The 19245-nt window shown below is 59.8% G+C and carries 18 protein-coding genes and 1 tRNA gene; 15 read left to right on the top strand and 4 right to left on the bottom strand.

All coding sequences use genetic code 11. The annotated features are described in order from the left end of the window. Positions 1–2: 2 nt before the first annotated feature. A complete protein-coding gene (locus WH87_RS15970; protein WP_156458262.1) occupies positions 3–1280 on the bottom strand; it encodes an FAD-dependent oxidoreductase in 1278 nt (425 codons plus the stop codon). Positions 1281–1415: 135 nt separating this feature from the next. On the opposite strand from WH87_RS15970, the gene WH87_RS15965 reads away from it, so the two are divergent. The 5 genes from WH87_RS15965 (at position 1416) to WH87_RS15950 (ending at position 5216) form a co-directional block, all read left to right on the top strand. Continuing rightward, positions 1416–1907 (top strand): heme-degrading domain-containing protein, encoded by a 492-nt coding sequence (locus WH87_RS15965; RefSeq protein ID WP_046140553.1) that lies wholly within the window; start codon positions 1416–1418, stop codon positions 1905–1907. Between the two features lie 9 nt (positions 1908–1916). Further along, entirely contained in the window at positions 1917–2804 is an 888-nt protein-coding gene (locus WH87_RS15960) for a PhzF family phenazine biosynthesis protein (RefSeq protein ID WP_046140554.1), read from the top strand. A gap of 118 nt (positions 2805–2922) precedes the next feature. Then, positions 2923–3048, top strand: a complete 126-nt coding sequence (locus tag WH87_RS20260; protein WP_281175322.1) for a hypothetical protein — start codon at positions 2923–2925, stop codon at positions 3046–3048. Positions 3049–3163: 115 nt separating this feature from the next. Continuing rightward, positions 3164–4717 carry a 2-isopropylmalate synthase gene (locus WH87_RS15955; protein ID WP_046140555.1) on the top strand — a complete coding sequence of 518 codons (1554 nt, stop codon included), beginning with the start codon at positions 3164–3166 and terminating at the stop codon, positions 4715–4717. A gap of 49 nt (positions 4718–4766) precedes the next feature. Continuing rightward, positions 4767–5216 carry a GNAT family N-acetyltransferase gene (locus WH87_RS15950; RefSeq protein ID WP_052726632.1) on the top strand — a complete coding sequence of 150 codons (450 nt, stop codon included), beginning with the start codon at positions 4767–4769 and terminating at the stop codon, positions 5214–5216. Here the strand turns inward: WH87_RS15950 and WH87_RS15945 are convergent, their stop codons facing one another. After that, a complete protein-coding gene (locus tag WH87_RS15945) occupies positions 5217–6323 on the bottom strand; it encodes a pyridoxal phosphate-dependent aminotransferase (protein WP_046140556.1) in 1107 nt (368 codons plus the stop codon). Between the two features lie 272 nt (positions 6324–6595). On the opposite strand from WH87_RS15945, the gene WH87_RS15940 reads away from it, so the two are divergent. Then, positions 6596–6808, top strand: a complete 213-nt coding sequence (locus WH87_RS15940) for a hypothetical protein (protein ID WP_046140557.1) — start codon at positions 6596–6598, stop codon at positions 6806–6808. A 340-nt stretch (positions 6809–7148) separates the two neighbouring features. Then, positions 7149–7224: transfer RNA gene (locus WH87_RS15935), tRNA-Lys, on the top strand. Between the two features lie 180 nt (positions 7225–7404). On the opposite strand, the gene WH87_RS15930 is transcribed toward WH87_RS15935, so the two are convergent. Then, a complete protein-coding gene (locus WH87_RS15930; RefSeq protein ID WP_052726633.1) occupies positions 7405–8094 on the bottom strand; it encodes a class I SAM-dependent methyltransferase in 690 nt (229 codons plus the stop codon). Between the two features lie 323 nt (positions 8095–8417). Here WH87_RS15930 and WH87_RS15925 point away from each other — a divergent pair, with 323 nt between their 5' ends. From WH87_RS15925 to WH87_RS15915, 3 genes are all read left to right on the top strand, one after another. Beyond that, positions 8418–9113 (top strand): TerC family protein, encoded by a 696-nt coding sequence (locus WH87_RS15925; protein ID WP_046140558.1) that lies wholly within the window; start codon positions 8418–8420, stop codon positions 9111–9113. 112 nt (positions 9114–9225) lie between these two features. After that, on the top strand, positions 9226–10401 hold the full coding sequence (locus WH87_RS15920; RefSeq protein WP_046140559.1) for a lipid II:glycine glycyltransferase FemX: 1176 nt from the start codon (positions 9226–9228) through the stop codon (positions 10399–10401). Continuing rightward, positions 10398–11723 carry a lipopolysaccharide biosynthesis protein gene (locus WH87_RS15915; RefSeq protein WP_046140560.1) on the top strand — a complete coding sequence of 442 codons (1326 nt, stop codon included), beginning with the start codon at positions 10398–10400 and terminating at the stop codon, positions 11721–11723. The genes WH87_RS15920 and WH87_RS15915 overlap by 4 nt, the downstream gene beginning before the upstream one ends. Before the next feature lie 32 nt (positions 11724–11755). On the opposite strand, the gene WH87_RS15910 is transcribed toward WH87_RS15915, so the two are convergent. Further along, positions 11756–12367 (bottom strand): GNAT family N-acetyltransferase, encoded by a 612-nt coding sequence (locus WH87_RS15910; protein WP_156458261.1) that lies wholly within the window; start codon positions 12365–12367, stop codon positions 11756–11758. 169 nt (positions 12368–12536) lie between these two features. On the opposite strand from WH87_RS15910, the gene acs reads away from it, so the two are divergent. The 5 genes from acs to WH87_RS15885 all read left to right on the top strand — a co-directional run bounded on the left by acs (position 12537) and on the right by WH87_RS15885 (position 19193). Beyond that, positions 12537–14480 (top strand): acetate--CoA ligase, encoded by a 1944-nt coding sequence (acs, locus tag WH87_RS15905; protein ID WP_046140562.1) that lies wholly within the window; start codon positions 12537–12539, stop codon positions 14478–14480. A 97-nt stretch (positions 14481–14577) separates the two neighbouring features. Continuing rightward, positions 14578–15669: a glycoside hydrolase family 3 protein gene (locus WH87_RS15900; protein ID WP_052726634.1), complete on the top strand. Its 1092-nt coding sequence runs from the start codon at positions 14578–14580 to the stop codon at positions 15667–15669. Positions 15670–15788: 119 nt separating this feature from the next. Beyond that, on the top strand, positions 15789–16586 hold the full coding sequence (locus WH87_RS15895) for a UDP-2,3-diacylglucosamine diphosphatase (protein WP_046140564.1): 798 nt from the start codon (positions 15789–15791) through the stop codon (positions 16584–16586). A 144-nt stretch (positions 16587–16730) separates the two neighbouring features. Continuing rightward, on the top strand, positions 16731–17909 hold the full coding sequence (locus tag WH87_RS15890; RefSeq protein ID WP_046140565.1) for an MFS transporter: 1179 nt from the start codon (positions 16731–16733) through the stop codon (positions 17907–17909). A gap of 84 nt (positions 17910–17993) precedes the next feature. Beyond that, positions 17994–19193 (top strand): MFS transporter, encoded by a 1200-nt coding sequence (locus WH87_RS15885; protein WP_046140566.1) that lies wholly within the window; start codon positions 17994–17996, stop codon positions 19191–19193. Positions 19194–19245: the final 52 nt, after the last annotated feature.

The following is a 19245-nucleotide window of genomic DNA, read 5'->3' as shown; positions in this document are numbered from 1 at the left end:
ATTCAGACGGGGGCTTCGGCCCCCGTTTTCTTATGCGGGGGCGGCTCGCTCTGAGGGCGCCGCGCAAAGTCCGGCGCATGCTCCGGGCGCGGGCCGAAGGCGGCAAAGCGTGCGGTGAAGCCAGAGATCGCCGGCAGGATGCGGAGCAGGGCCACAGCAAGCTTTGGTGGCCCGATACGTTTGCCCTCAAAGGCTGGCACGAAGATCAGGCGGTGCAGGATGCGCTGCATTCGCTGGATCAGAACTGTCGGCATCCAGCGTCTCTTCTGTATGGCGGCCAGATCGGCATCCGTCACATTGCCTGCGAGCAGGGGGGCGGCCAGAAGCGCTGCCGCTGCCACTGCATCCTGAATGGCCAGATTGATCCCGACGCCACCTGCGGGAGACATGGCGTGGGCGGCGTCGCCGATGCAGAGCAGACCGGGACGATGCCAGGTGTCGAGCCGATTGAGCCGCACGTCGAGCATGTGCAGATCATCCATGGATTGCAGCGTATCGAGCCTGTCGGCAAAGTCTGGGCGCATGGTGGCGATGCGCTGGCGGAACCGTTCTATGCCTTCGGCGTGCAATCGTGCGTCGGCGCCTTTTTCGGCAAAATAGGCGACCTGATAGAAGGTCTCGCGGGTGAAGGTGAGCATGAGGTCGCGGTCGCCGAAGCGCGGCGTCAGCGTCGCCACGTCGCCCATTTCATCGGAATAGCGGGGCAGGCGGAACCACCAGGTATCAAGCGGCACCTTGAAGTCGCGGGGCACGAACTCCGCCGCGTCGCGCACGATGGAGTGGCGCCCATCGCAGGCGACCACCAGGTCGGCCGATATCTCACCTTCTGCGCCAGTGCGGTCGCGCCAGCGTGCGCCGCTGACCCGGTCGCCGTCGAAGCTCAGGCCGGTGACCTGTGTGTTCATCCTGATGGAAAAACTCGGCTCCAGCTTGGCGGCTCCGACGAGGAAGTCGAGGAAGTCCCATTGCGGGATCATGGCCACATAGTCATAGGGTGGCTTGAGGCGGGCGAAATCGACGAGCAAAAGCGTTTGCCCGTCGGGCTGGGGCAGTTCGAAGTTCTGCAGGCGCGTCTGGGGAAGCGCGCGGAAGGCGTTGCCCAGACCCAGCTCATCCAGCAATTGCACTGTCGCGGCATGCACCGTGTCGCCGCGAAAGTCGCGCAGGAAGTCGGCGTGCTTCTCCAGCACCGTCACTGCAACGCCCGCCCGCGCCAACAGCAAGCCAAGCATGATGCCTGCCGGGCCGCCCCCGGCAATCAAACAAGTGGTCCGCTCCAAAGTGCTGTCCTTTACTGTTTGCGGGCCAAATCATCTGCCGATCTTCCCATTCGGTAAAGCCACTCTACTCAGCGTGCTCTCGCTGTTCTAAAGCTTGTTGAACAGATCGATTTCGAATCGTGGGGAAGAGGCGGCATGGCACTGGAAGACGATATCGCACTGGTGAAGCGTCAGGAGCAGGACCTGGTTTTGCCGGAGTTCAATGAGGACGTGGCGTTTGCGCTTGGCAATTCAATTCGCGCGCGGGCGCTGGCCGAAAATCTCAGCATCGTCGTCGACATCCGCACCTGGGATCGGCAGATGTTTTTCGCCGCGACCGCGGACACGAGTTCAGACAATGCCGAATGGGTGCGCCGCAAGATCAATTCGGTCCGCCGCTTTCAGCGTGCGAGCTATCGCCTTGTGCTGGAGCGTGGCGAGGAGCCATTTTCGCCACAGTCGGGCGCTGATCCGGCTGATTTTGTCATCGCTGGCGGTGGGTTCCCCATTCGGGTCAAAGGCGCAGGGATCATCGGGTGCCTCACCATTTCGGGTCTGCCGGGGCGTGATGACCACTCGGTTGCTGTCGCCGCGCTGTGCGCGCACCTGGGGTTGAGCGTCCCAGACTACGCCCTGTCGCCGGCATAAGGTGTTGTGATGAAGCTCAATTATCTGCTGCTGGATGTGTTTACGCAGGAGCGGCTGAAAGGGAACCCGCTGGCCGTCGTCACCAAGGCCGAGGGCCTTTTGGACGACGAGATGCAGGCGATTGCGCGAGAGTTCAATCTCAGCGAGACGGTTTTCATTCTCAAGCCAAATGCCGAGCGCAACACGGCATCCATCCGCATTTTCACACCAGAAACCGAATTGCCTTTCGCCGGGCATCCAACGGTCGGTGCGGCGGTGGTGCTGGGTCTGCAGAACAAGGTCAGCGCGGTCCGCCTGGAAGAAAAGATCGGTCTGATCACAGCGCTCTTTGAGAAGAGCGACAAGCGTTCCGGTGAGGCCCGCTTTGCCCTGCCACGTCTGCCTGCGCGCCTGGCATCGCTGACGGACCGGCTGGGCATTGCTCAGGCCCTTGGCATCGAAGTTGAAGACATTGGCTGCGATGTGCTGCAGCCCGCCGTGTTCTCCGCTGGCGTCACGTTCCATCTGGTGCCGGTGCAAAACGCCGAGGTGCTGCGCCGTATCAAGGTCAATACGGGCATCTGGAGCAGCGTGTTTTCGCACGATCACAATTCAGCCTATGTGTTCACACGGACCCCGGATGAGTCGGACAATGATCTGGCCGCTCGCATGTTTGGCATGGATGTGGGCGAGGATCCCGGTACGGGTTCTGCCGCAGCCGCGCTGATCGGGTTGCTCGCCGAGCACGCGGACTTGTCCAACGGCCAGTCTGACTTTGTGCTGCGGCAGGGCCACGAAATGGGCCGACCATGTCGCATTAGCCTGCAATTGCGCACCGAGAACGGCGCCCTGATCCATGGCGGTATTGGCGGACATGCGGTCATTGTGGGCGAGGGGACTCTCGATCTTGATCCGTAAGTGAGTGGGCGTCGTGGTTTACGCGGCGCCGTTCATCAAAAAATCACGCTGCGTGGCCGCTTGGGGTTGCGCAGCGGTCAAGTTTGACGCATTCTTCAATTAAATCGAGACCGCACCCATGCAGCGCAACCGCGCAAAAGCCATTGCAGTGACTCAGCGTCAGGCCCAGCAGGCCCGGCTGATGATTGCGGCTGCCATGCTGCTGCTTCCTGCTGCACTCCTTCTCCTTCTTATCAGCCCCTGATCACCGGCAGTTCGCACGAGCGGACGGGTCGTCAGGGGATATCGCCATAAGCCGAACAGTAAATGTCCGGCCTGCAGAGCTGTAAGCTCTGGGCCGATCCGATAGGAAATATTCAATGTCTGCCGAATCCAACAAAGACCGCGTTTTCATCTTCGACACCACGCTGCGCGACGGCGAGCAATCGCCCGGCGCGACCATGACGCTCGAAGAAAAGCTGCAGGTTGCCGAAGCGCTGGACGAAATGGGCGTCGACATCATCGAAGCCGGTTTCCCCATCGCTTCCAACGGTGACTTTGAAGCCGTTGTTGCCGTCGCCAAGCAGGTCAAGCGTGCGACCGTCACCGGCCTCGCCCGCGCCATCACTGCTGATATCGATCGTGCAGCAGAGGCCGTGCGCCACGCCAAGAAGGGCCGTATTCACACCTTCGTTTCCACCTCGCCGATCCATCTGGCCCACCAGATGAAGAAGACCGAGGACGAGGTCATCGAGATCATCGCGCGCACCGTGGCCCAGGCCCGCAACCTGATCGACGATGTCGAGTGGTCGGCCATGGACGCGACCCGCACACCGCTGGAATTCCTCAAGCGCTGCGTCGAGACCGCCATCAAGGCCGGCGCCACCACCATCAACCTGCCTGACACGGTCGGCTATGCCGTTCCCGACGAGCATGAAGCGATGTTCCGCACCATCATCACCTCGGTGCCCGGTGCGGATAAGGCGATCTTTTCGGCTCATTGCCATAACGATCTGGGTTTGGCTGTCGCCAACTCGCTGGCTGCTGTGCGCGGTGGCGCGCGTCAGGTGGAATGCACCATCAATGGTTTGGGCGAACGCGCAGGCAATGCGGCACTCGAAGAGGTCGTGATGGCGCTGCGCACCCGCGCCGACATCTTGCCCTACCACACCGAAATCGAGACCACTCATCTGGCGCGTGCTAGCAAGATCGTCTCGGCGGCGGCCAATTTCCCGGTGCAGTACAACAAGGCTATCGTCGGCAAGAACGCTTTTGCGCATGAGAGCGGCATCCATCAGGATGGCATGCTCAAGAATGCCGAGACCTATGAGATCATGACGCCCGCCAGCGTCGGCATCAAGGAAACCACCTTGGTGATGGGCAAGCATTCCGGCCGCGCGGCCTTCAAGGACAAGTTGAAGGAACTCGGCTACGAGCTGGGCGACAATGCCTTCCAGGAAGCCTTCGTGCGCTTCAAGGATCTGGCTGACCGCAAAAAGCATGTTTATGACGCCGACATTGTCGCGCTGGTCGATGATGAAGTCGGCTCGGTCGGCGATCGCATCAAGCTGGTCGATATGGAAGTCGTCTCCAAGACCGGCGGTGTGCACAAGGCCAACATGACCTTGTCCATCGATGGCGAGGAAAGCTCCGTGTCCTATGAGGGGACCGGTTCAGTCGACGCCATTTTCAACGCCATCAAGCAGGCCGTTGGCCAGCAGCCACATCTGGTGCTCTATGCTGTTGATGGCGTCACCGGCGGCACCGACGCGCAGGCTTCGGCCCATGTGCGCCTGGAACTGAACGGCCGTATCGTCTCCGGCAACGCCGCAGAGCCCGATACCCTTGTCGCTTCGGCTCGTGCCTATCTCAATGCCTATAACCGCCTGCTGATCGAACGCGGCGCTGCTGCTCAAGGCGCAATGGCGGGCTAACATATGTCCCCGTGCCCCGACCCAGCGCGGCCGGGGCAGGGAGGAGAATATGCGATATGATCTGATCGCGGTGAAAGACCCGGCCGATTGGCGGGCCTTTCACGATATTCGTCGGCAGGAGCTGTTTGAGGCCAAGGGGCGATTCGGGATCTACAACGAGAACCATCCCGACGATCACGCGTCCTTCGCCCACCCCTATCTTCTCAAACTCGATGGCGTTCCGATTGGCACAACGCGCCTCGACGTCCGTAGCGACGGCACGGCGATCTTTCGACTTGTCGCTATTACGGCTGCCGAGCAGGGAAAAGGACATGGCCGCGCGATGGAGCGGTTGGTCGAAGAGCGCGCCCGGGCACTTGGTGCGACCACGCTCTACGTCAACGCCGCGGACACGGCTGTGGGGTTCTATCGCAATACAGGCTGGACCGAACATTCCTGGGATCCGATCGAGCTGGTCAATATCTCAGTCAATGCGGTGCAGATGACCAAGCAGATTTAGCTACCCGCGAAGTCCAGCCAGCACTTCACCAAGCGCTTTATCGAACGCTGCCAGATCGGCATCAGTGCCGGCGCTCACGCGAATGCAGCGGCTCAATCCGTCCACGGCAGGCTTGCGCACGAAGATGCCGCGTTGTGCCAGCCCATCCAGAATTGCCTGTGCGTAGGCGCCGTCACGGCCGCAGTCGATGGCGACGAAGTTTGTGGCCGTTTCCAGCGCCACCAGGCCATGTTTGCGGGCGATGGTGCCAATGGCGTCGATAGCGCGCCGAACGGCCGCCAGTGAGCCTTGCAGGTGCTCGCTATCGGCGAGGGCGGCGATGGCTGCGGCTTGCGCCAAATTGGAGATACCGAAGTGGTTGCGAATGCGGTTGAAGGCCGAAATGTTCGCCGCTTCGCCCAACACATAGCCCACGCGGGCACCAGCAAGCCCGTAGGCCTTGGAGAAGGTGCGCATGCGGAGCAGGTTCGCCTGCTGGGCGTCAAAGGCGGGCAGGGTGCCTTGTGGCGCGAATTCGCCATAGGCCTCATCCAGGATGATCATGGTGGTTTCTGGCACCGAAGCGATGAAGCGCTCTATGGATGCCGAATCCCACCAACTGCCCATCGGGTTATCCGGATTGGCGAGGTAGACCATCGCCGCCTGCGTTTCGTGCGCCGCCCGCGCCAGCGCGTCGATGTCTTCGCGATCGTCGATATAGGGCACGGTGTGCATGGCCGCGCCGTAGCCGGCGATGTGATAGTTGAACGTGGGGTAGCCGCCCAGCGAGGTCACCACAGTTGAGCCGGGTGCCGCGAACAGGCGCACCGCCATCCCCAGAATCGCATCCACGCCTTCGCCCGGCATCACATTGGCCGCATCGATTCCGAGATGGTTGGCGATGGCCTCGCGCAGATCGTGATTCTCGGGGTCGCCGTAGTGCCAACTTTCCTGCGCCGCTGCGGCCATTGCCGCCACGACAGAGGGGGCGGGGCCAAATGGGCTCTCATTGGCACCTATACGCGCCACCAGCTCTACTCCGCTGCGTCGGGCTATCGCCTCAGGGCCGACGAAAGGCACTGTTTCAGGCAAGGCGGCGGTGATGGGCGACAGGCTGGGACGGGGCATTGTTAACGACTCGACGTGCGGGATTTCACCCTAGCGGCTAACGCGTGGGCGAGGCCAGCACAGGCGAGGCCGGTTTTGCACAGGCACAATTTGCCGCGATGGTCCGCTCTGCCCCTGAAACCGGGCGTGTGCGGACCGCTCCGAGATAGATGGCATTTTAAACAAATGCGACGCATTCCGGCAGGGTTTCAGAAGGCATGGAAAGGCACCTTCACCGCTGTGCCGAACCTCACGGCGCCCCCAGATTTGATTCTCTCCTAGGAGCTTCGCGCATGCCGCCAACCTATGTTCTCGCCCGAGATCACCTTCAGCGCGCCGCCACAATTCTGCAGGGGCCGGATAGCCGCTCACGTCAGTTGCGCAACATCATCGAACGCACCATTGGCCTGATGGATGATCTGCAAAAAGAGACAGCGTCTATGCCAGAAAACGTACTGGATCTGGCGGCGTTTCGCGCCCGGCAGGCTCAGGCGCGCTTCGAATAGTCTTTCTCGTTCAGGCGTCCGAGCATTTCGGGCGCTCTGTTGATCGGCTGTCAGGATGGATCCTGTCAGTCTGCGGCCTTGCCGCATCTTCCTAAATCACGAGCCGCCGCGGGTGCTGTTTTTCAGCGCCAGCGGCGTCGTGCTTTTTGCTGATTGGTTGACGCACGACAATTCACAGGGGGAGGCGAAAAAATCTTCATTCGCGCTAAGCCCCGGATTTTGGGGACTTTTTCGCCCTGCGACATTCTTTCAAAGCCGCAATGTGAGGAAAGTGTCATCTGGCGCTAGACAGCCGAGAATCCCTTTGCTAGACAGCGCCTACTTTGGAAGCCCCGGCAACGGGCGAGTAGCTCAGCTGGTAGAGCAGACGACTCTTAATCGTCGGGTCCACGGTTCGAATCCGTGCTCGCCCACCAAAGCCTTCTAGGATGTGGCTGTTATGCGGTCGTCCTTTTTGGGCTCCATGTTCCACTTTACCCTATTTAGCTACCATCGCAGACTTGGTCTTTCATGGTTCGCCCTGCGGCTGCTGAATGATTGCTCAAGGTAGGCGTAGAGGCCTCGCCTGATCTCGCACTCGCGCGGAGCGCGAGCAGCTATTTTCCGGACTGTTGAGAGAAGATCAAAAAGACCTGAGAGCTCAGCCACCACGGCAGGAACGGGATAGGGCTTTTTGTCATACTGAGAAGCTGGAAGTGTCGCTCAAGTGTGCGGCGCAACTGCCGATGGTCAAAGCCTTTGTGTGAAGTCAGAATGTTCTCTGCCCGCACCACGTTTCCTCCAAAAAGGCCAATCGCTAGTTCCTTGAAGGAATAGTCGCTCCTCCGTCGAAAAAGAATGGAGCGGCTTGCCTCTTTGATTGGCAGGGCCAAACCTTGCATGACGGGGACGGACACGATGATGTGCCCACCTGGTTTGCATACTCTCCTTGCCTCATCGATGAAGCTCTGCGTGTGTCCTTCGGACAGATGCTCCATCACTTCGTAGGCGCAGATCACGTCCATGCTTTGGCTTGGGAATGCAGACATGGCTGCCCGTGATTCGATGTTCGGATAGGCGAGCTTCATGATTGGCTCAAAAGCGGTCAGTCGAAGGTCCGGGCGCCGCAAGCTTAAGCGGTGTAGAAAGTCGCCCTGTCCGGCCCCAAAATCCAGAAGGGCGCCATTTTCTGGTGTGTAGAGCGCAGCTAAGTCCAACGACTTTTTGTATCTTGATCGGTGAGCGAAACGCGCGATGGGGTTAGGGTTGTCAAACGTCTGCTTCGAATAGTTGATCTCTCGAGACAATGTTTGCGCCCAGTTTCGATTTGCTTCTCGGCGTCGTGAGGAGTGACTAGTAGTTTAGTAGGCGTGCTGTCATCCTCAAGATAGTTTCGTGAATTTACTTTATTCTTGGCCGTTTCTCGTATTGACGGAGACGCTTGCCGCGCAAAGCCGCAGCCATCGTTCAGACGGCAACTCGTAGTCTGTCACCAACCTGTCAGATTGCCCGCAAACCACCAGAAATCCTGAGACTTTCGTCGTTCTGTGTCCGGTTGTGCTTCCCACTGTCGGGGCAGAGGGATATAGCCGAACGTCTGTGCCTCCGACATCTCACAAGGACTCTCCGCATGTTCGGCTTCGATCCGAGTTTTTTCAGCTCGCTCCTACAGGTCATTATGATCGACCTGGTTTTGGCGGGCGACAACGCCGTCGTGATCGGGCTGGCTGCGGCCGGCTTGCCGTCGGACGTGCGCAAGAAGGCCATCCTGATCGGTATTATTGCCGCTACCATCATGCGCATCTGCTTCGCGCTGATCACCACGCAGCTGCTCTCGCTTGGCGGGGGGCTCCTGATCGCCGGCGGCATTCTGCTGCTTTATGTGTGCTGGAAGATGTATCGCGAGCTCAGCGAGCCGCATGATCACGAAGCCGAGGCTCAGGAAGCGCTCGAGAACGCCGATCTCAACGCCGATGGCACAGTTGCCGGCCGTGCGCCCAAGAAGACGCTGCGTCAGGCTGTTATCCAGATCATCATTGCTGACGTTTCGATGTCACTTGATAACGTTCTGGCTGTTGCTGGCGCTGCGCAGCACCACCTTGAAGCGCTGATTTTTGGCCTTGGTCTCTCGGTCGTGATGATGGGCGTGGCGGCGACATTTATCGCGGGCCTCCTTACCAAGCACCGCTGGATCGCTTGGGTTGGTCTGGCCATCATCCTCTACGTGGCTGCCAAGATGGTCTACGAAGGTGCCGATCAGTTGCTGGGCTACACCCTGCCAACCATTCCCTTCGTCTATTCCGGCCATGTGGTCCCCACGCATTAGTCTTTGGTAACCAAGTCCCAGTTTTGCGGCATTTGTTTCGCCCAGCTAGGGAATTACTCATCTTGCCACGATAGCTTTCCGCTCGATAGTTTTGAGCGGAAAGCCTCTTTTGATGTCCGTGTTAGCCGATAGACTGGTCCATGCCGAAGTGGAGGTGCCTTCTGGCGCTCGCGGCGGCGTGACAGCCCTTCGCCTCGACACCAAAATCGTCAGCGGTGCCGAATGGGACCGCGTCATCGCCGACTTCGATGAGGTCTGCCAGGAGCAGCTCCACGTATTTGCGTCTACGCGCTGGCCCGGGGTCACCCAGGAGCCAATGCTGTTTCTGCTCAATGGTGAAGTCGTCGGCGGCTCCCTGATGATGGTGCAGCCCTTGCCACTCCGTTTGGGCAACATCGCCGTGGCGAAATGGGGGCCGATGCTTAAGGACAGTCGTCGTCCTGATGCAGCGTCCATCCATGCAGGCATGATCGAGGCCCTGGTTGCCGATTATGCCGATGCGCGCGGGCAGATGCTGTCAGTGTTGCCAGCAGCATCGATCGATCCCGAGAATCATGACTACCAGCGCCTGATTGCGCGTGGCTTTAAGCGGGGCAGCGAGCTTGGCTTCCCCAATCGCTACATCGTCAACCTGCGTCTCGATGATGCTGCCCAGCGCCGCAGCTTCGACCAGAAATGGCGCTATCACTTGACCAAGTCCGAAAAGGCCGGGCTTACCTTCGAACATGCCGGGCCTGAACGGTTCGGTGAGTTTGAAGAACTCTATACGGCCATGACGGACCGCAAGCAGTTTGTCGACCACTCGGCCTATGACACCGTTTCGAGTCTGATGGCGCTCGATGACCCGCTGCAGCCTGAACTGTTTTTCGTTCGGCACGAGGGTGTGGTCGTTGGGGGTGGGTTGATCTTTAAGGCGGGCGACCGCGCGGTTTATCTCTATGGCGCCACCAATGATCAGGCGCTGCCCCTGCGCGCCGGTTACTTCCTGCATTGGAACATCATTCGCTGGCTACGCGATAACACCAGCGCCACTTGGTATGATCTGGGCGGCACCGATGGCTTTCAGGGCCTGCATCAGTTCAAAAAGGGCATGGTCGGCAACGCGGGCGTTATTCGTCCTGTCCCGCCGGTCGCCAACTACGCCAGCCACAGACGGGCCTACCTAGTGGGCACGGCAGCTTTTGCTGCGCGTGACGCGGGTTACAAGATCAAGCGGGTCATCGACGGTTGGCGCAATCCGAAGACGAAGTCGAATCAGACACCAACCAAAGACAGGGCAGGGCAATGAGCCTCACCAGACGGCTCGCCTCGCAATCTACCATCATTTTCGGCGCGCGGCTTGCCGGCGCGGGGTTGATCTTTGTGGTGCAGGCGTTGATCGCCCGCATCTGGGGACCGCATCTGCTGGGTGAGTACCTCATTGTCACCGCGACCGTGAACCTGATCGCGGTTGTGATGCCATTGGGCTTTCACACGGTTGGTACGTACTTCTCGTCAGAATACCGTGCGCGCGGTGAGCGCCGCCAACTCTGGTCGTTCATTGCGCATGCCTATGGTCACGTGATTATCGCGCTGCTGCTTTTGTTGCTGCTCGGCAAGCCGGTCATCGCGCTGTTGGGGCACGGCGAAAGCGCGTTGTCGCAACACTTCCTGCCCATCGTGATGCTCGCCTTTGGCGCGGCGCTTGTCTATGTCAGCGGCGCGCTGCTGGTGGGTTTCAAGCGCCCGTTCGCAGGGTTCTTCGCCGACGCAGTGTTTCGTCCGCTGATTGTCCTTTTGGCCTTTGGTATCACGGCGAGCTTTTCCGAGCCTGCCGAGGGCTTTGCCACCATGCTGTGGTACATCGCCATCGGCAGCTGCATCGTCTCGATGATCCAGTTTGGCATTGTTATCGTCGCCATGCGCGAGATCCCTGATACGGCGCCGGCCCGTCCGAGTGAGCGGCGGCGCTGGTGGCGCTTTGCGGTGCCATGGGTGCTGATCGCACTGGCCACCGACTTCTTCTTCGACATCGATCTTCTGCTGCTCAGCCAAAGCCTCAGTCGGGAAGAGCTCGCGATTTTTGGTGTGGCGACGCGCATCTTCTCGCTGATGTCGTTTGGCATTTATGCGGTTTATGCGGTCACCATGCCCGACATGTTTGAGAGCGAAGCCAATGACGATCGCGCTGCGTTCAATCGCAAGGTCGGTGACGCCAATATGGTAGCGAGCGCGTTGTCCATTGTGCTGTTCGTGCTGGTTCTGATCGGCGCGCCATTCGCGCTTATGGTGTTCGGCCCGGCTTTCGCGGCTGGCGCGGCGCCTCTGGCAGTGCTGTCGCTGGCTCTGGTGATCCGCTCAGTTATGGGCCCAGCCTCGCTGGTGCTATCCATCCACGATCGGCCTTACGCCAGCCTGCCGTCTGTGGCGTTCGGTATCGTCTCGCTGGCAGTGGGCAACTGGCTTTTGGTGCCCTGGTTCGGGCTCATGGGCGCGGCGCTGTCGGCCATCATAGCGATCACCGTGTGGTCGGTGGGTCTTTGGTACATCGCCCTGCGCACGGCCAAGCTGGACGTGTCGATCATGCAATGGTTTCGCAATCGCAAGGCCCTGACGGTCGCTGCGGAATAAGCCGCGCCGCCTCTAACCCCATCCTCGGACCACTACCGTGCAAACGCCATCTTTAGGCGGCGCAGCAGCTTGTTCTTGATCCCGCCACTTGTGCCGTGGTCATAGCCATCGACTGCCTTGGTCAGTGGTCGTTCGTACAGCTGATAGTCCTCGCCAAAGATGTGGTTCTCCAGCGTTGCGATGTGCTTGTAGCCCGTGCGCGTCATGATCACCGCGGCGGCGTCGTTGCCCTCCTTGGTGTAGGTGGCAATCTTGTGGAACCGTCCATTGTCCCAGTGATTTATGAAGGTCTTCATTGCCCACACGACGCCAGATGCACGGCGGTATTCCGGGAAAAGATAGCTCCAATAGAGCCACAACGTGCCCAGCTCTGGGCCGGAGATCATGAAGCCGACGACTTTGTTGTCGCGTTCGAAAAGCATGACGTGATGCGGGTCTGCATCAATCAGGGCTGCAAGATACTGCTTGGACAGCCTGGCGCTCTCATAGGCTTTGAAGGTCGCGCTGTAGTATGGCGTCTCGGCAATGACCTCGGCCAAGCGATTGCGAACGAGATCGAGGTCTGAATATCGGGCAGGCCGATAACTTGGTTTGCCTGGCGCGGTGACTTCTACGGCTAAACTTGACGCTACGGTATCGGTCATGACGGGCTCCCGCTCCGTTGAACCCTCACAATAGCAGAGCATTTCTGGGCCCCGAAGCGCTCTCCCTCCCGGCAGTTAACGCAGGGTGGCTAAAGTTGCAGTTTCAGGGACTTGCGGGCTGGAGGGTGGCTCAGTAGAACGGTGCCGGGAGAGATAAGGGAGGAAGCCTATGAGCGAGCAGCTCGTATTCCAGCCAAGTGCGGCTGCGATCGCACGCACCCATGTAACCAAGACTCAGTACGAGAGCATGTATGCCCGTTCTGTGTCGGACCCGAACGGGTTCTGGGCAGAGCAGGCCAAGCGCCTGGACTGGGTGCAATTTCCGACAAAGATCAAGAACACCAGTTTCGCGTATCCTGATGTGTCGATCAAATGGTTCGAGGATGGCGTTCTTAACGTCTCCTACAATTGCCTTGATCGTCATCTTGAAACGCGCGGTGACCAGACTGCCATTGTGTGGGAAGGCGATACGCCCGGCACCGATGGCAAGGCCACCTATCGCGAGCTGCATGATCGCGTCTGCCGCTTCGCCAATGTGCTCAAGGCCAATGGCGTCAAGAAGGGCGATCGCGTCACCATCTACATGCCCATGGTCATCGATACTGCCGTGGCGATGCTCGCCTGCACGCGTATCGGCGCCGTTCACTCGGTGATCTTTGGCGGCTTCTCGCCTGACTCGATTGCCGGCCGCGTCATCGACTGCGGCAGCAAAATCATTCTGACCGCCGACGAAGGCCGTCGCGGCGGCAAGACCATCGCGCTCAAGAAGAATGTCGATGAGGCGCTGGCCAAGACCGAAGGCGTTGAGAAGGTCATCGTCGTCAAGGTCACCGGCAATCCGGTGAACATGGTCGAGGGCCGGGATATCTGGTACCACGACGCAGTGGCGACCGTGGATGCCGATTGCCCACCAGAGCCGATGAACGCGGAAGATCCGCTGTTTATCCTCTACACCTCCGGGTCCACCGGCAAGCCCAAGGGCGTGCTGCACACCACTGGCGGTTATCTCGTCTATGGTTCGCTGACCCACCAGCTGAGCTTTGATTATCGCAATGGCGAGGTTTACTGGTGCACGGCTGACGTCGGCTGGATCACCGGTCACACCTATATCGTCTATGGTCCGCTCGCGAACGGCGCGACCACGCTGATGTTCGAGGGCGTGCCAACCTATCCGGATGCCTCGCGCTTCTGGCAGGTCGTGGAAAAGCATAACGTCAACATCTTCCACACGGCGCCAACCGCGATCCGTTCGCTGATGGGCGCTGGTTCGGAATATGCCGACAAGTACCCGATGCCGTCGCTGCGCCTGCTGGGCACGGTCGGCGAGCCGATCAATCCGGAAGCCTGGACTTGGTATCGCACCCATGTCGGCAAGGACCGCTGCGAGATCGTCGATTGCTGGTGGCAGACCGAAACAGGTGGCCACATGATTGCACCTTTCCCCGGCGCCATCGCCACCAAGCCCGGTTCGGCCACCGTGCCGTTCTTTGGTGTGCAGCCTGTTGTGCTGTCGCCAGAGGGGCGCATTCAGGAGCAGACCAAGGCCGAAGGCGTATTGGCGATCAAGGACAGCTGGCCCGGCCAGATGCGCTCGATCTATGGCGATCACCAGCGGTTCGTTGAAACCTACTTCACCCAGTACAAAGGGTACTACTTCACCGGCGACGGCTGTCGTCGCGATGAAGACGGCTATTACTGGATCACCGGTCGCGTCGATGACGTGCTAAACGTCTCCGGCCACCGTCTCGGCACTGCCGAGGTTGAAAGCGCGCTGGTCAGCCACCCGAAAGTCAGCGAAGCCGCCGTTGTTGGCTATCCGCATGATCTCAAGGGGCAGGGCATCTATTGCTACGTTACCCTCATGGCTGGCGAAGCAGGCGATGATGCGCTCAAGGCCGAATTGCGCACTTGGGTCCGCAAGGAAATCGGGCCGATTGCGACACCGGACCTGATCCAGTTCGCGCCCGGCCTGCCCAAAACCCGCTCGGGCAAGATCATGCGCCGCATTCTGCGCAAGGTTGCAGAAAATGACTTCGGTACGCTCGGCGATACCTCGACGCTCGCTGATCCTGCTGTGGTCAACGATCTGATCGAGAACCGCCAGAACCGCTAGGCTCAGGCAAATCTATGACCCGGGAGCAATCCCGGGTCATTGTTTCGACGCCTTTTGACGTGCATCGTTACCCCACGATTCATGTCTGGATATTGCCTTGACCCGTTCCCTGCGCTTTCTGCCCGCCGCCCTCGCTCTGATGCTGTCTGCTACGGCGGCACAAGCGGCGAGTTTGGAACAGATGGCTGGGCAAATGATTGTGGTCGGCTTCAAGGGAACGTCAGCAGACGCGCCTTCCGTGAAAGCCCTGCGCGACGAGATCGCTGCGGGTGAAATCGGCGGGGTGATGTATCTCAAGACCAACATCACCTCCCTCGCTGATGTTTCGGCCATGAACGCCGAGTTCCGCGCAGCCTCGCCAGAGTTGTTGCCCTTCATCACGCTGGATCAGGAAGGTGGCATGGTGGAGCGCCTCACCAGCGCTGTCGGTTTCACTGAAATCCCCAATGCTGAAACCATCGCGGCTGACAACACGCCCGAACAGGCTGAGGCCATCTACGCCAAGATGGCTGAAGGCATTGCCGAGCTGGGCTTCACCGTCAATTTCGGTCCGGTTGCCGATATTAATTTGAACCCTAAAAACCAGATCATCGCCAGGTTCGGCCGGGCCTTTGGCAAGGACGCCGAGACCGTTGCCAGCTATGACGCTGCCTTTATCAAAGGCCACCATGCGGCGGGGCTGCTGACCGCCCTCAAGCATTTCCCCGGCCACGGCTCGTCCACTGGCGACAGTCACGAGGGTTTTGTCGACATCACCAACACTTGGAAGCCTGAAGAGCTCGAGCCGTATCGTGCGCTGCTGGCCGATGGGGATGTCGACATGGTGATGGTGGGCCATCTCTACCACGCCGGTTACTCTGATGCGGACCAGCAGACGCCGTCTTCCCTCTCACCGCAATGGATCACCGGCGTTCTGCGCGACGAACTCGGATTCAAGGGCGTCGTCATCAGCGACGATCTCGAGATGGGGGCCATCCGGAAGCATTTTACGCTGGAAGAGACGGTCGCGCAGGCGGTTCGCGCCGGGATGGACGTGCTGCTGTTTTCCAATACGGCAAAATACCGTCCGGGTCTGGCGACGGAGATTCGCGATATTTTGGTCGCCGAAGCTGAGAGGGACCCCACCTTCGCGGCGCGGATCGAACAGAGTTACGACCGAATTGTCGCGCTAAAGAGCCGGATTCACTGAGAAAACGCAGCTCCGGCACTTTCCCCATCTTCTCGCGAGCGGTGGTTTCCTCTTGGCTCAACCACAGATAGGATGCGCGACCGTTGGCCCCGGTAATGGGGTGCAGGAGACGATGCTTGATGGCGGATGACCGCGAAGTCCGACAGGTCCGGGCCATATTCATTTCGGACGTACACCTGGGCATGAAGCCGATCCGGGTGGGACAGCTCATCGAGTTCCTTCGCGCGCACGACGCTGAGACGATTTATCTGGTTGGCGATATCGTCGATGGCTGGCGCCTCGCCAATTCCTGGCACTGGCCTGCCGAGTACAATGTGCTGATCGAGCTGCTGCTCGACAAAGCCAATGCCGGTACGCGCGTCGTCTATCTGCCTGGAAACCATGACGAATTCCTGCGGGAATACCTTGGGACCTATTTCGGCGAAGTCGAATTTGTCGACCGTACGGTTCACACCACTGCGCAAGGCAAAACCTACCTCGTCATCCATGGCGACCAGTTCGACGTCGTGGTGATGAATGCCAAGTGGCTCGCCCATGTTGGCGACTGGGCATACAATGCGGCCCTGCGCGTCAATATCGCGATCAATTGGGTGCGTCGTCGCCTTGGTCTGCAATATTGGTCGCTCAGTGCCTGGGCCAAGCAGAAGGTCAAGAACGCAGTTTCCGTCATCGGCCGCTTTGAAGAGGCGCTGGTGCATGAGGCCAAGGAATCGGGCGTTGATGGCGTCATTTGCGGCCACATCCATTTCGCCGACATGCATGACCGCCTGGGCATCCACTACATCAATACGGGTGACTGGGTAGAGAGCTGCACGGCCATCGTCGAGACGCCGGAAGGTGAGTTCGAGCTGGTCAAGTGGACCGAAATGGCTGCGGGTGAGCCGCGCAAGTTCCGTCTACGCAAGGCGGCCAGCTAAGCAAAAAATACTGCTTTTCGAGCAAAGTGCGCCCTTTAAGTCGCGGATGTCTTTGGACTGACACAATTGAGGCTATTGCACTTGCCTTAGCGCTGAAGTGGATGCACCAAAGCTACGGGCGCTGATTTGCCCGGAGTTCATTTCATGTCGTCGGCTCTCTCGCGCTTGGCCAGTCCCGAGCTGCGTGCCTCATTGTTCCAGTTCTCAATGTATCTTCCGGGCGCGGTCGCCTCGGTGTTTCTGGGGCTGTGGCTGGATGAACATGGCCTGCCGGCCGATCAGATCGGGCTGGTCAACTCCGTTCCCATTCTCGTTCTGCTCGCCGCCAATCTTTACATTGGCCGACTTGCTGACCGCGCCAATGACTGGCGCACTGTCATTGCCATCATGGCCATATTCGGCGCCGTGGTGTCTTTCGCGCTGATCTTTGTCACCGAGTTCTGGGGCATCGTGCTGGTGTGGACCCTGTGCACGCTCAGCAACGGTTCCATCGCTCCGCTCATTGATGCTGCCACCCTGCGCATGACGCGCCGCAACGGCACAGATTTCGGCGTGGTGCGCGCCTGGGGAACCGTCGGCTACATTGTTGGGGCAGGTGGCATTGGCATGTTGCTGTCGGTGTGGGGCGCTGATGCCTTCGTGCCGCTGGTCATCGCCATGATGGTGCTGCGGGCGTTGCTTAGCCTGCTGTTGCCGCGCTTCCGTGCGCCAAGCCAGAAGGCAACGCTTGCTGCCACCGAGCGCACGCGCCTCAAAGATTCACTCAAGCTCTGGTTTATCCTGCCGCTGCTGGCCTTTGCGCTGGTCAATGCCTCTAACGCACTGATCGGCGGCTTTGGTGCGCTGCTCTGGCATGAGAATGGCGTGCCGGGCTACTTCATCGGGCCGCTGCTAGCCGTCGCGGCCACAGGCGAGGCTGCGTTGATGTTCGCCTGGCGCCGCTTCGGTGGGCGCATCACCGCGCGCAACATGATCTTGGCTGCCTGCGTCGCCTCGCTGATCCGCTTCACCATCATGGCGTTCAATCCGCCCGTGGCCGTGTTGTTCGTCACCCAGCTGATGCATGCCATCAGCTTTGGCCTCGGCTATTTCGGGGTGGTGCATTTCATCGCCAACTGGACCAACGAGTCGAACGCCGCCGAGGCACAAGGCTTCGCCACCATGCTGCAGCAGGGCGCGTCGTTCTCCCTGCTCACGGTATTCGGTTTGTTGGTGGTGCAGTTTGGGGCCGCCTCGTTCTTTGCCTCGTCGCTTTTGGCTGTGCTTGGAATTGGCTGCGTGCTGCTGTCGCTTCGGATGATGCCACCGCGCGAACTGCGTTGACTGGACCTATGAAATCGATATGGCTGTTCGATAACGCCCTATTGATTGTGGTCGGCGACAGCCAGACCCGCACCGAGTTCGACCATGGCATTGCCCGAGGCCCGTCTGCGTCCGTCGCCTGAGCTGAGAACCACTGCGTTCTACTTCACCTACTATATGGGCCCCGGCGCCGCCGTGATGTTCCTGCCGATCTGGCTGAGCGAAAAGGGCATAGGGACCGAACAAATTGGTCTGATCAATGCGGTTCCAGTTTTCGCCATCCTGGCGTTCAATCTGATCATTGGCCGCGTCGCTGACCGCGCCAAGGATTGGCGGCAGGTTATCGTCATCGGCGCACTGATCGCGGGCATCGTCCCGATTGGACTGTTTTTCGTCAACGAGTTCTGGGGCATCCTGTTGTTCTGGACGCTGGCTGCGCTCCCAGGCGGAGCGGTGACGCCCGTGCTCGACGCGGCCACCATGCGCATGACACGCCGCAACGGCAGCGATTTCGGCACGATCCGCGCCTGGGGCACGGTGGGCTACATGCTGTTCAACGCACTGACGGGGTTCCTCGTGGTGTGGTTTGGCTCGGCGATCTTCGTGCCGCTGTTTGTCGGTCTCGCCCTGTTGCGCGCCGCCGCTGCACTGCAATTGCCCGCCTTCCGCGCACCTGCCGATCAGGTCACCGTCGCCTCGGTACGCCCGGTCGCTGGCAAGCTGCGTGAAGTGATCACCAAGCCGTGGTTCATCCTGCCGCTGATCGGATTCTCGATCATTTTCGGCACCCACTACATTCTCAATGCCTTTGCCTCGCTGCTCTGGAAGGAGCAGGGCATTTCCGAGAACATCATTGGTCCGCTGATCGCACTTGGCGCGTTATCTGAAGCCGGCATGATGTTCCTGTGGAGGCGCTTTGGCGGCCGGGTTTCGGCGCGCCACTTGATCCTGGCATCCGCAATCATGTCAGTTCTACGCTGGACCGCCATGGCCTTTTCGCCACCCGTCTGGGCTCTGGTCCTGCTGCAACTCACCCACGGCATAACATATGCCCTCGGATATCTCGGCTGCGTGCATTTCATCGCAAACTGGACCAGCGAAGACATCGCGGCGGAAACCCAAAGCCTTTTTACGGTGTCGCAGCAGGTCATGTCGGTTCTCGCGCTGGTCAGCTTCGGCTGGCTCGTCGGCCTTTACGGCGCGCATGCTTATCTGATCGCGTCGGCAGCCGCAGTGGTCGGTGCGCTGTGCATATGGCTGTCCCTGCGCATGATGCAGCCGAAAGAGGATGTGGCCGTCGGGTAGGTGGGATTGGTGCGGAGACTATCTGGTTGGGGGCATCAATGGGGTGCAAGCT

The sequence above is a fragment of the Devosia epidermidihirudinis genome (assembly GCF_000971295.1).
In the GTDB taxonomy this organism is placed as follows: Bacteria; Pseudomonadota; Alphaproteobacteria; order Rhizobiales; family Devosiaceae; genus Devosia; species Devosia epidermidihirudinis.
This window is presented reverse-complemented; position numbering and strand designations above follow the sequence as displayed.